This is a genomic window from Corallococcus terminator, assembly GCF_049194865.1.
Taxonomy (GTDB): Bacteria; Myxococcota; Myxococcia; order Myxococcales; family Myxococcaceae; genus Myxococcus; species Myxococcus terminator_A.
Window position 1 is genome coordinate 313,161 of the sequence record NZ_JBLZWL010000001.1, and the last position, 12,250, is coordinate 325,410.

Sequence of the window (12,250 nt, forward strand, 5' to 3'; positions counted from 1 at the left end):
CTCGCTGTCCCGCGAGTCTCCCCATGAAACGTCTTTCATTAGTCGCACTCCTGTTGCTGCCCGGGTTCGCCGCGGCGAACGCCGAAGGACAGAGCGCGTTCCAGAAGGCCTGCGTCGGCTGTCACACCCTGACGCCGCAGCCCACGAAGAGCGCGATGAGGGCCCAGAAGAACGGCGGCCCCCGCATCAAGGTGCCCGTGCGGTCCGCGGAAGAGCGCCGCGTGGAGCTGGGCCCGAAGGTGAAGGAGCGCTCCAGCGAGGGGCTCCGCACCTGGATTGCCGCGCCCAGCCAGAGCAAGAAGGACACGCGCTGCGACACGCGCGGGATGCACCCCACCGAGATGGATGCGCTGGTGTCCTATCTGAAGACCAGCTCGCGACCGCCTCCGCTGTCTCGCGAAGAGCAGCTCCGTCAGCAGCTCGAGAAAGACCTCGCCGCCCGCCGCGCGAAGCAGCGCCGCGAGTCGCTTGAATCCGCCCGTCCTTCCCAGGGGAAGAAGTGATGAGAACCCTTCACCGCGCCCTCGCCGTGCTCTGCCTGCTGGCGGCCCCGCTCGCGGCCGCTCAGGTCTCGAACGTCGCCAACCTCTGCGAAGACAACCTGTCCAAGGACAAGCAGGACGGCTTCGGCAACGCCGAATACGACAGCGCAGCAGAGGAGGAGAACCCGAGCATCGAGCTGACGACCAGCGGGCGCCACGCGCCCGACACGTCGAACATCCAGCTCCAGCCTCCGGAGCCGCTGAACTCCGAGGAAATCAAGTTCCCCTACGACCAGCGCGTCACCATCAGCTACGTGTTCGAGTCCGCCGGCGCTTCGCACGCGCTCGGGTACATGTACCTGGAGGACCTGCGCAAGCCGGGCCGCGAGTACGTCAACGCGCAGGGGGAGCTGCTCGACAAGAACGAGAACGGCATCTTCGACCTGCACGAAGACCTCTACAACCTGGGCCCCACCGAAGGAACCAAGGCGCGCACCTACGTGGGCAAGGCGGGAGACCGCCGCTGCACGGTGCGGAGCTTCACGTCCGACGGTGAGACCTACACCGAGCCGGATATCGCCCGGAGGGATTGCGGCGCCTCCTGGGAGCGCGTCACCGGACGCAATGGCCTGGCCGATGGCCGCCCGGGCGGGGGCTCTGACCATATCGACACGGACATCGTGGGCACCGCCAAGGGAGTCGACGACGTCGACGACACCCAGTTCTCCGACAAGGGCTTGTTCCCCCACATCCCCAACCTGCTGGAGCCCGCTGACGACGAGAACGGCAACATGGGCGTCGGGCAGATGGTCTTCCTGCTCGCGGATGACGATGACGGCGATGATACCTGGGGCAACCTGGCGCCCGTCGGCGACATCGGCGACTACGACAATGGCATCCCCGACTACAACGTCACCGCATATGACAACCGGGGCATCCTGCGCGCGGGCGCGGACAACGTCGTCGACATCAACGACCGCACCGTCGACCTGGGGCTGGTCAAGGGCCAGAAGGAAATCGTCTTCTTCCTCATCGTCTACTACGACTCCAACCATGGCCCGAACGAAGGCACCGTCTATCCCTGCCTGAAGCAGGACGCCGACGGGAAGTGCCTGCTGCACATGCGCTCGCCCATCTCCGTCTTCTTCTCCAAGGCGGCGTGGAACATGGACCAGAACTCCCTGTCCAATGCGGTGGTGGCCGAGCGCAACATCGGCTGCCCCTATGTGTCCAGCTGCACCTTCGAGAACCCGACGAGGACCGCGGCCGCCCAGTGCATGCTGGCGGACAACAGCCGGAAGCTGTGTGGCTGGCTGGACAGCGGCACGCTGACCCGGCTGAGGACGCAGGCCACCTACGGCAACCTGGTGATGCCCAAGGAGGCGGTGAAGATTCCTCGCCCCACCGGCACCCACCGCAACCCCATGCCACACGTCATCGTGGGCGCGCCGTCCACGGACGAGTTCCGCTGGATTCTGGGCTTCGAGGACCTTCCGGGTGGCGGCGACCGCGACTTCAACGACGTGGTGTTCGTCATCAACAAGCAGAACGGAGGCACCTTCCGCTCCGGCAGCCTCACGGGCGAAATCGACCTGAGCGACGCCGAGGACTTCGTCATCACCAAGGTGCGCTTCTCGCGCTACGACGACTCCGCGCCCTACGCGGGCACCTGCTCCACCCCTCCGTGCTGGACTGAAGCGACACCGGGAGCCTGCTCGCTGCCGGGCAAGCCCGCACCCTCCATCCAGTACTCGGTGGCGGTTGACTGCCACACTGTCGAGTACGACACCGTGCTCAACCAGTACGTCCGCAAGAAGAACGAGAACCGCACCTGGATTCCGGTGCGCTTCGACGCGGGAGACGCCAACACGAAGGAGCTGGACCTGTTGGAGCTGGGCTTCACCGGCTCGCAGCTGTGCTGGAAGGTGGACATCACCAGCCCGGATGACCGGTGCATCCCCGTCGTCGACAACGTCAACGTGGGCTATCAGGCCGTCCGCGCCGGCAGCTACTCGCGCTCGTCACCTTCCACGGTGGGCAACGCCATCGTCTGGGGCGTGAACGAGACGCCCGGCAGCGCCTGGGGCAAGAACTGGCCCGGTAGCGGCCAGCCCGAGGCCACCGTGCGCACCTACGACAACCGCAAGGACTACTCGGTGCGCGGCCGGCTGTACTTGCGCTCGCTCTATGACCCCGAGAAGACGGACGTCACCAACGTCGTCGAGCGTTGGGATGCCGGCAAGGTGATGGCCATGAGCTTCGGCGGGTCGCTGAATCCGCTCAACCGCAAGCTGTACACGCAGAAGGCGGACGGCACCCGGGCCACCCTCGAAGACGACATGGACGGCCCCGGCTCGAAGTTCAGCCTCGTCTTCCCGGACTCGCTCTGCAACGAGCAGATCGCCGGCAAGCCCCTCTACGACATCAACGGCGACGGCAAGTGCGGCACGCCCACCATCACCAGCCCTCCGTCCAAGGTGAACCTCACCGACAACAACGACCGGAACCTCTTCCGGGAGTGGCTCTACGGGTGGGAAGACCACCAACTGCCGGGAGCCACCAACGTGAAGCGCCCCTGGCCGATGGGCGGCATCAACCTGTCCACGGTGGCCCTGGCCGTCCCGCCGTACCTGGACACATGGGCGATGAACACCCTGCCCGCGGAGCGCGACCTGTACCGCCGCAACTTCATGACGCCGCTGAAGACGCGTCCCACCGTCGCCTACGTGGGGACGATGAACGGCTTCATGCACGCGTTCGACTCCGGCGAGTTCCGCGTGGAGGGCAAGGACGCGTGCACGAACGGCGTCACCCAGCTCCGCGGCTACTTCGAGCACACGGGCGCGGCCTGCGTCACCCCCATCGCCCCGCGCAAGTACGGCGAAGGCGAGGAGAAGTTCGCGTACATGCCGCGCATCCTGCTCGACCGCTACCGCTACCTGTACGTGAAGTACCCGGGCACGGGTGACAAGCCCAAGCCGCAGATGGATGCCTCGCCCACCGTCACCAACGTGGACTTCGGTGGCCTGGCCTCCAAGTGGACGCCCGCCTCTGGCACCGTGGTGACGGAGCGTCCGTTGAAGGGCGCCCGAACGGTGCTCGTCTCAGCGTCCGGCAGGACGAGCCCCGCCATCTACGCGCTCGACATCACCCACCCTGGCACCGCCACGTACCCGACGCCGCTGTGGGAGTTCAACCTGAACGACACCAGCATCTTCGACGCGTTCGAGGACGCGGCTGACGACGACCCGGACGTGCTGTTGCCGGACAACGCCGGCTCGCGCCATGCGCCCTCCGTGGTCCGCATCAAGTGGGGCACCGAAACGGACGGCAAGTGGGCGGCCGTCGTCGGCACGGACTACAAGCCCGCTTCCGGCCGCTCCGGCACGCTCTACCTGCTGGACATGAGCACGGGCAGGCCCCTGAAGAAGGGCTCCGCTCCCTCGGGTGCCCACGCGGGTGTCATCACCCTGGACGAGGGCTTCGGCGTCGCTGGAGCCACCGCGATGGTGGACCTCAACCGCGACGGCAACTACGACGTCATGTACGTGCCCACCACGGCCGGCAGCGTGTACCGCATCAACCTGGACTCGGTGGAGACGAGCAGGGACCTGGGCCGTCAGGTCAAGACGTGCCGGGTGGCCAGCGCTCCGATGGCCGCTTCCACGCACCGCGATGCGGCGAACAACCCCGCTGGCACCGCCCACTTCCAGCAGATCCACTCCAACATCGCCGTGAAGGTGGTGCGCGAAGGCGCCAAGCCCGTGGTGCGCTTCTACTTCGGCACCAGTGATAACCCGGACGAGTTTGGCGACGGTCCTCCCAACAAGGAGAACTACAAGTACCACCTGATGGGGTTCGAGGACCCGAACCCCGAGGGCTCGGCGGCCTGCGACCTGCTGGAGCCGCTCTGGGTGTCCCCGCTGGACCCTGGCCAGACGGTGTGGGGTGGCGTGTCGCTCAGCGATGAGAAGGTCTTCACGACCACCGCCGTGGGCACAGCCGCCGACGTCTGCAACCTGAGCGAGGACACGAGCGGCAAGCTCTACACCACGTCGCAGCTGCCGGACGGCAACGGCTCCGCGGAGCAGTCGAGCGTGGAGCTTGGCGGCCATGGCGTCAGCGCGCCGGTGGTGCATGACCAGCACGCGTTCATCCTGTCGGCCACGGGTCAGATGATGATGGTGGGCGACGACAAGTGGAACAACGGCGCGGGCAACGCGGGAGAGACCCGCTCGCGCGTGCTCGTGTACGACCCGATTCCGGATGGAAGGCTGCCTCGATGAGTCCCTCGCGGTTCCAGGCCTCCAGGGGCGTCACGCTCCTGGAGGTGCTCGCCACCATGGCCGTGATGCTCGTGGGCATCGCGGCGGTGATGACGCTGGTGACGCAGATCAGCGCGTCCAACCGGCGCACCCTCACCGCCACCCAGGCACAGCTGCTCGCGGAGCGGACCTTGGAGAACATCACCTCCATGGGCTGCTCGGCGGAACCCCCGTGTGCCAACCTGATACCCCTGGATGGTCAGCGCACCAACCTGTGGCAGACGGCCGGAGGAGACGTGAAGACCTCCGCGCCCGCTGGTGACGTGGCGCGCCAGTACGAGGTGGCGGTGGACGTCGACAGCCCGGCGCTCGCGGGCTCCATCGAGGCTGGCGCCGCCGGGTTCCCCCCCGTGAACAGGGACCTGGGTGGCTCGGCGGGCACGCCGGGCAACGTCGCCAATGTTCGCGTCTCGGTGAGCTGGGTGGAGCCGGGCCGCACGGGACGCCAGGTCGTGGTCCTTCAGACGAGGATGGCGCCATGAGCAGGACGATTCGTTCCCAAGGCGGCTTCACCCTGCTGGAGGTGATGATCTCCAGCGCCATCGGCGTCATCGTGCTCGGTGTGGGCCTGGTGGTGGGCATGCAGATGCAGCGGCGTGCCCTCTTCGAGGAACAGACGATGGTGGCGCAGGTGACGGGGCGGGCGGTGAAGGACCTGCTCACCCTGGACGTTCAGCGCGCCGGCATGGGCATGGGCAACTCCCCCATCCAGTTCTCGGAAGGTGACCAGCGCTTCGCCTTGATGAGCTGGTCCAAGATGGACATGCGGTTGGCGCCGGCGCCGTTCACGGCGGACCCGGGCTTTTCGCTCCCACTCGCGGGCACGCCGTACGTCGACATGGCCTCGGATGTGTTGCAGCTCTACTGGGGTGACCCGCGCACCATGTTGACGCTCGGGGGCTGCTCGGGTGGCGGCGACTCCGTCCGCAATAGCGGCCAGCTGTGCACGCCTTCAAATCCTTCCATGGCGCTGGTGCCCTCCGGCGGACCGACGTCGACGCCGGTCATCGTCAGCAACCCGACCGAGGGTGACGTGGCCTGTCACTTCCGGCTGACCCAGATTCAAAACAACCCGGCGCCGACCGCGGCGAGGGTGACGGCGACTCCGGGCCATGGCGCCGCCACGACGAACACGGGGCTGTGCGCGACTGAAGGGGACCCGAAGTGGAGGGACCTGGGTTGGACACTCATGCGCACCGTGGGCGCGGCCTACCGGGTGAACTGGGCGGGCGGCAGTCCCGCGCTGGAGTACCTGGCCCCGGGCGCGGCCAACTGGGCGGTGGTGAGTCGGGACGTGGAGCGGATGCAGATTCGCCATGCCGTCATCGACCTGACGCAGCCCAACAATGCCTACCGCTGGTTCCCGACCAGCCTGACCACCGGCACGCCTATCGATAAGTGCACCATCAACGGCGCCACGGCCTGCACGGTGGATGTGCTGGCTCCGACTGAGGCACCTATCGCCAATGATGCGGACCTGCGCGCGCGGCTGCGCCAGCGGGTGCGCGAGGTGGAAATCACGCTGGTCATCCGGACGGCGCGCTCGGACCGGTCCGTCGTGGACCCGGCGACCATCAACGTGTTGGACAAGGATGACTTCCCGCAGGACGGCTTCAAACGGCGGACCTATACCCTCCGGGTAGCGCCCCGAAACTTCGTGACGGCCGGGCTGCAGGCCCCCGCGGCAGGGACGTGAGCATGATGCGCGAACGTGGAATGACGCTGTTGGAGTTGATGATCGCGCTGGCGGTGGTGGGGCTGATGCTGTCCATGGCGCTGATGGGCATCCAGACGCCCATCGACGGGCAGCGTGAGTCGGCCGCGACGCGGGAGCTGTGGTCCTCCGCGCTGCGGGCACGTCAGCGCGCCATCGCCACCAACCAGCCGGTGCGCATCGTGGTGGAGCCCAACATCACGATGCCGGATGGACTGGTGCGGACGGTGGCCCGCTGGGAGCGACTGACGTGCGGCAACGAATGGGACAACAACACCTGCCCCCAGGTCGCCTGCGTCAACGCCACCTGCCGCACCAACGCGGCCTGCTGCTCGGAGACGGGGCCCGACATCGTCATCCCCGACACGATGGATGCGTCCTCGGTGCATGGGCTCTGCTACCTGCCGGGCATGGGCCGCGCGGTGCGACCCGGAAACCTGGGCTGCCTCCAGGGCCAGCTCGACAACACGGCGGCGCTCGCCGCCGCGGCCCCGGGCAACCTGCGGCTCAACTTCAACGCGGAGTCCGGTCGCCCCCGCAGCCTGCTGATGGTGGAGCCCCTCACCGGGCTGGCTTCACTGCTCGACTGCGACTCCAAGCGGGCCGAGGACCGGCCCGTGCCCGAGTGCACGGTCACTCCGCCGCCTCCCTGAGCCGAGCCGTCCTCCCGGCGGGTGAAGCCCACGGCTCCACCCGCTGGAACACCTGGAAGTCCCACGGGCTCGAGTCTCCTCACGGAGCTCGGGCCCGTTTCATGTCCCAAGGACTACGCCGCCAGCGCCTCGCGACACTTGAGGCACACGTCGCCGCCCTGCCCCACCGCTTCCGAGTACGTCCAGCAGCGCGGGCACTTGTGGCCAAGCGCCGGCTTCACCTCGGCCAGCACCTTCGCGCCCTCGCCGAACGCGCGCGTCACGTCCAACGACGTCGCGTTGATGCCCTCGGCGTCCACCAGCTCCACCTGGCTGGTGATGAAGAGGCCCGGCAGCTCGTCCAGGTGCGCCTTCAGGAACTCCCGCACCGGGGCCGACGCCATCAGCAGCACCCGCGCCTCCAGCGACGCGCCAATCCGCTTCTCGCGGCGCGCCGCCTCCAGCACGCCCTGCACCGCCTCGCGCAGCGCGAACAGCTTCGCGTAGCGCTCCGCCAGCGCCGGCTCCAGCTTCGCGCGCGCCTCCGGGAAGCCCGCCAGGAACACGCTCTCCGTGGCCTTGCCCGGCAGGAAGCCCCACGCCTCCTCGGCGGTGAAGCTCATCACCGGCGACAGGAGCCGCAGCAGCACGGAGGCCACCTCGTGCAGCACCGTCTGCGCGCCCCGCCGCGCCTTCCCATCCGTGCGCCACGTGTAGAGGCGGTCCTTCAGGATGTCGAAGTACACCGCCGACAAGTCACCCGCGCAGAAGTCCACCACCGTCGCGTAGACGAGGTGGAACTCGTAGGCCTCGTACGCCTGCTTCACGCGCGTGACGACTTCCGACAGCCGGCCCAGCGCCCACTGGTCCAACGGCAGCAGCTCCGCGTACGGCACCGCGTGCAGCGCCGGGTCGAAGTCGTACAGGTTGCTCAGCGCGTAGCGCACCGTGTTGCGAATCTTCCGGTAGCCCTCCGACAGGCCCTTGAGAATCTGGTCCGACAGGCGCACGTCGTTGCGGTAGTCGCTCGCCGCCACCCACAGGCGCAGCACCTCCGCGCCGTACTGCGTGATGATCTTCTCCGGCGCCACCACGTTGCCCAGGCTCTTCGACATCTTCTCGCCCTTGCCGTCCACCACGAAGCCGTGCGTGAGGCACGCCTTGTAGGGCGACATGTCGCGAGTCCCCACCGCCACCAACATGGACGAGTGGAACCAGCCCCGGTGCTGGTCACTCCCCTCCAGGAAGAGGTCCGCCGGAATCCGCTGCCTGCGCTCCAGCACCGCGGAGAACATGCACGCCGAGTCGAACCACACGTCGAGGATGTCCGTCTCGCGGCGGAACTCCCCGTGCCCGCAGCGCGAGCACTTGAAGCCCTCGGGCAGGAAGTCCTTCACCGGCGTGCGGTACCACACGCCCACGCCTTCCTTCTCGACCTGGGCCGCGACCTTCTCCATCAACTCCGGCGACACGAGCGACTCGTCACAGCCCTCGCAGTACGCGATGCAGATGGGCACGCCCCAGGTGCGCTGACGGCTGATGGTCCAGTCCGGCCGCGTCTCCAACATGCCCCGGATGCGGCTGTGCCCCCACGAGGGCACCCACTCCACCTTGTCCACCTCCGCCAGCACCTCCTGACGGAACGTCTTCTCCCCGTGGAACGGCACGTCCATGGGGATGAACCACTGATACGTCGCGCTCAGGATGATGGGGTTGTGGCAGCGCCAGCAGTGCGGATAGCTGTGCGCCACCGTGTCCTTCGCGTCGTTCAGCAACGCGCCCTTCTCCACCAGGACGGCGATGACGAGCGGGTTCGCCTCGAACACGCGCTTGCCCGTGAGCGCCTCGCCCACCGTGTCGTCGTAGCGGCCGTCCGGACGCACCGGGTTGTAGATGTCCAGCCCGTAGCGCAGGCCTACCTCGTAGTCCTCCTGCCCATGCCCCGGCGCCGTGTGCACCAGGCCCGTACCGGCCTCCAACGTCACGTGCTCGCCCAGGACGATGCGGCCCCGGCGCTCGTAGAACGGGTGCTGGTACGTCAGGTGCTCCAAGTCCTGTCCCTGCGCGTACGCGAGGATGCGCGACGGATCCACCAGCGCCGCCGCGGACACTTCGCCGCCCGGCAGCTCCACGTGCTTCACCGCCAGCTCGTCCGCCTTCACCTCCGCCAGCACCTTGGGCAACAGGTCCTTGGCCACGCAGATGACGCGCGAGCCCAGCTGGTAGAAGACGTACTCCAGCTCCGGATTGACGGCGATGGCCAGGTTGGCCGGCAACGTCCACGGCGTCGTCGTCCAGATGGCGAAGGCGACGTCCTTGCCCTTCAGCGCGGGCACCCGCTCGGCGAGTTCAGGGCCCGCCGCGAAGGCCACGTACACGGACGGGGACTCGTGCTCCTCGTACTCGACCTCCGCCTCGGCCAGCGCCGTCTGGTCATACAGACACCAGTACACGGGCTTCTTGCGGCGGTAGAGCATGCCCCGGCGCGCGAAGACGGCCAGCTCACGGATTTCCTGCGCCTCATAGGCGAAGTCGAGCGTCTTGTAGGGCGCGTCCCACGAGCCGAACACACCCAGCCGCTGGAACTCCGCCTTCTGGATGTCGATGAACTCCAGCGCGTACGCGCGGCACTGCTCCAGGAAGGCGTCGCGCGACAGGGTGCGCTTGTCCACCTTCTTGTCCTTCAGTCGCTTCTCGACAGCCTGCTCAATCGGCAGGCCGTGCGTGTCCCAGCCCGGGATGAAGTCGCAACTGCGGCCCACCAGGTTGCGGTACTTCACCACGATGTCCTTGAGGACCTTGTTGAGCGCGTGGCCCGCGTGGAGGTGGCCGTTGGCGTAGGGCGGGCCGTCCGGCAGAACGAAGGGCTCACCGGCCGCGTTCTTCTCCAGAATCTTTCCCCAGATGCCGCGCTCCGCCCACCAGCCGAGCATCCTCGGCTCGAGCTGCGCCAGGTTCCCCTTCATCGGGAACTCCGTGCGCGGCAGGTTGACCGAGTCCTTGAAGTCCTTGTCCTGGGAGGGCGTGTCGCTCATGTCGACAGCGCCCGTAACACGCTCGGTGCAGCGCTTCAATCACCCGCGGGCCGCGCGTCCTCCTGGGACACCATCCGCCGCACGACGATGACGGCCAGCTTGCCGTCCTTCGCCGGAGTCAGCTTGAGCTGCAGCTCGTCCTGGCTGGAGCGATACAGCCGCGGCTCCACTTCCGCGAAGCCCGCCTGGGTCAGCTCGTTGCGGTAGTAGACCTCCACGTCCGCCGCCTTCGCGCTCACCGAGTAGACGAGCGTGCGCGCCCCCTCCATGTCCGTCTGCATCAGCCCCGCGCCGCCGGGATACACCGGCGCGACGTTGGACTGCGGACGCGGCCCCTGCGACAGGTCCGCCTGCCCCAGGAACACCGTCGTCGTCCCGTCCGGGTTGGGCTGGAGGATGGCCGTGTAGGTGATGAAGGCGCGCGTGTCGATGGCGGTAATCATCGGCTCGCGCAAGAGCTGCGGCTGGAGGGACTCCGCCGGGACATGCAGCCCCCAGAGCAGGAAGCGGTCCACCAGCACCCGGAGGATGTCGGCCGGCCTCGCCTTGCTGCGCACCGCGGAGAGCTTCACGGGGACGCCGCTGGAGAGCACCGGCTGCGTCACCTCCACCACGCCCACCACGCCGGGCACCTCCCACTTGAAGGCGGCCGCGCGCTGGGCGAACGCCTGTCCCGAGCACAGCACCAGCACCAGCGCCAGGCTCCAGGCCCCAGTCCTCGCGCGCGTCATCTAGCGCACCCGCCCGCTCTTGCCCTTGCGGGGCGTCTCCAGGCCCTCTGGCTGCACACAGCGCTCCGAGCACTCGTTGAACTTCTTGTCCTGCTTCTCCTGACAACGCAGGGCACAGGACTGGAAGGGCCCCGGCCGGGTGGGGTCCGACGAAGGCGTGGGACACCGGGCCATGCACGTGGTCATGGTGGCGTCGGCCTTGGTGGCGCAGTCCACTGCGCACTGGTTGCCGTCCGCCAGCGCCAGACGCGCGGCGAGCACGGCGCCCAGGCCCAGCGGCCCAAGCCACCCGGAGAGCGATGAGCGCCTCATCTCAATCACAGTCCTTTCCGAGGAAGCAGCTGCCGTTGCCCTTGCGCTCCAGATACGCGGCGCCATAGGGGAACGTGGTGACACCGATGACGGAGCCCGGCGTCGTGGGCCAGATGCGGGAGATGGGGTCCATGTGAGGCGGCACCTGGACGAAGTTGAGGGCCTCCTCACCCGCGGCGCTCATCCAGAAGGTCTTCTCCTTCATGCCCAGGCCCACCATGGCGAGCGCCGTCATGGGCAGCGGGTTCCAGAACAGGGCGGCCTGCGCCAGGTTGCTGCCGGCGGTGGGGATGGGCAGCGTCGTCGGCGTATAGGTGGACCACACCGCCGCGTGCAGGGGCACGTTGGTGCAGGGGATGAGCTGGTCCTGCATCAGGATGTTGCAGGTGGCTGACTCCAGCTCGCCCGCCAGGCCCCAGTCATCCACGAGCATGGAGAACCGGCCGCTGCAGTTGCCGCCCACCGCGCGCCCCACCGCGCAGACGCGCAGGTTGGTCAGCGAGTTGTCCAGGTTCTGCTTCTGGTAGAGCGCGCCCTCGGAGGGCCCGTCGAGGAAGGAGGTGGGGAAGCGCCAGGTGCTCAGCGTGGCCTCGGCGCTGCACGCGGTGCCCCCGTTGTCACGGTAGACGAGCCGCGTGAGCATGGCGCCCGCCCAGCCCACGCCCACGCCCGTGTCACACTGGACCTGCATCCCGGTGCCCTGGGTGAACACCTGGGTGATGCGGCCCGCGCCCGGCGTGGAGGACAGGCCCTTGAAGTCCGAGTAGCGCGCCTGCGCGTCCCGCGCGGCCCGGCGCATGGAGCCCTCGGCGTTGTCATACGTCACGGGGATGCGGTGCATCTGCCCGTGGGTGCCGTCCCACAGCGCGGAGACGGCGGCCTCCTGCACCTTCAGCGACAGGAAGCCCACCTCCGCGAAGTGGATGCCGAAGGCGATGATGGTGACGAACAGCGTGGTGCCGATGGCCGCCTCGAGCAGGGCCTGGCCCCGCGCGTGACGGCGCTGAAGACGCATGCGG

9 protein-coding genes are annotated in these 12,250 nt (G+C 68.0%); 5 read left to right on the forward strand and 4 right to left on the reverse strand.

Annotation, left to right across the window (positions count from 1 at the left end; all coding sequences use genetic code 11):
- The first annotated feature begins 23 nt into the window (after positions 1-23).
- From ACN469_RS01405 to ACN469_RS01425, 5 genes are read left to right on the forward strand one after another with little or no spacing between them, the layout of a single operon-like run.
- Complete coding sequence (locus ACN469_RS01405) at positions 24-503, forward strand: c-type cytochrome (protein ID WP_498763342.1); 480 nt, start codon at positions 24-26, stop codon at positions 501-503.
- Positions 503-4,768, forward strand: coding sequence for a DUF4114 domain-containing protein (locus ACN469_RS01410; protein ID WP_498763344.1), 4,266 nt, complete (start codon positions 503-505; stop codon positions 4,766-4,768). The genes ACN469_RS01405 and ACN469_RS01410 overlap by 1 nt, the downstream gene beginning before the upstream one ends.
- The gene (locus ACN469_RS01415) at positions 4,765-5,289 is read left to right on the forward strand and encodes a type IV pilus modification PilV family protein (protein ID WP_498763346.1); all 525 of its coding nucleotides are present in this window, start codon (positions 4,765-4,767) and stop codon (positions 5,287-5,289) included. The genes ACN469_RS01410 and ACN469_RS01415 overlap by 4 nt, the downstream gene beginning before the upstream one ends.
- Positions 5,286-6,503, forward strand: a complete 1,218-nt coding sequence (locus tag ACN469_RS01420; protein WP_498763348.1) for a prepilin-type N-terminal cleavage/methylation domain-containing protein — start codon at positions 5,286-5,288, stop codon at positions 6,501-6,503. Before ACN469_RS01415 ends, ACN469_RS01420 begins: the two co-directional genes overlap by 4 nt.
- A gap of 2 nt (positions 6,504-6,505) precedes the next feature.
- Positions 6,506-7,174 carry a pilus assembly FimT family protein gene (locus ACN469_RS01425; protein ID WP_498763350.1) on the forward strand — a complete coding sequence of 223 codons (669 nt, stop codon included), beginning with the start codon at positions 6,506-6,508 and terminating at the stop codon, positions 7,172-7,174.
- A gap of 113 nt (positions 7,175-7,287) precedes the next feature.
- On the opposite strand, the gene ileS is transcribed toward ACN469_RS01425, so the two are convergent.
- From ileS to ACN469_RS01445, 4 genes are read right to left on the reverse strand one after another with little or no spacing between them, the layout of a single operon-like run.
- Positions 7,288-10,188, reverse strand: a complete 2,901-nt coding sequence (gene ileS / locus ACN469_RS01430) for an isoleucine--tRNA ligase (RefSeq protein WP_498763352.1) — start codon at positions 10,186-10,188, stop codon at positions 7,288-7,290.
- A gap of 35 nt (positions 10,189-10,223) precedes the next feature.
- Positions 10,224-10,919 (reverse strand): hypothetical protein, encoded by a 696-nt coding sequence (locus ACN469_RS01435; protein WP_498763354.1) that lies wholly within the window; start codon positions 10,917-10,919, stop codon positions 10,224-10,226.
- Entirely contained in the window at positions 10,920-11,231 is a 312-nt protein-coding gene (locus ACN469_RS01440) for a hypothetical protein (protein ID WP_498763356.1), read from the reverse strand. It abuts the gene before it with no gap.
- A 1-nt stretch (position 11,232) separates the two neighbouring features.
- The gene (locus tag ACN469_RS01445) at positions 11,233-12,246 is read right to left on the reverse strand and encodes a pilus assembly protein (protein ID WP_498763357.1); all 1,014 of its coding nucleotides are present in this window, start codon (positions 12,244-12,246) and stop codon (positions 11,233-11,235) included.
- Between the last annotated feature and the right edge of the window lie 4 nt (positions 12,247-12,250).

Coding starts and splice junctions, on each gene's coding strand:
- ACN469_RS01405 (WP_498763342.1), top strand. CDS start 24: ATGAAACGTCTTTCATTAGTCGCACTCCTGTTGCTGCCCGGGTTCGCC.
- ACN469_RS01410 (WP_498763344.1), top strand. CDS start 503: ATGAGAACCCTTCACCGCGCCCTCGCCGTGCTCTGCCTGCTGGCGGCC.
- ACN469_RS01415 (WP_498763346.1), top strand. CDS start 4,765: ATGAGTCCCTCGCGGTTCCAGGCCTCCAGGGGCGTCACGCTCCTGGAG.
- ACN469_RS01420 (WP_498763348.1), top strand. CDS start 5,286: ATGAGCAGGACGATTCGTTCCCAAGGCGGCTTCACCCTGCTGGAGGTG.
- ACN469_RS01425 (WP_498763350.1), top strand. CDS start 6,506: ATGATGCGCGAACGTGGAATGACGCTGTTGGAGTTGATGATCGCGCTG.
- ileS (WP_498763352.1), bottom strand. CDS start 10,188: ATGAGCGACACGCCCTCCCAGGACAAGGACTTCAAGGACTCGGTCAAC.
- ACN469_RS01435 (WP_498763354.1), bottom strand. CDS start 10,919: ATGACGCGCGCGAGGACTGGGGCCTGGAGCCTGGCGCTGGTGCTGGTG.
- ACN469_RS01440 (WP_498763356.1), bottom strand. CDS start 11,231: ATGAGGCGCTCATCGCTCTCCGGGTGGCTTGGGCCGCTGGGCCTGGGC.
- ACN469_RS01445 (WP_498763357.1), bottom strand. CDS start 12,246: ATGCGTCTTCAGCGCCGTCACGCGCGGGGCCAGGCCCTGCTCGAGGCG.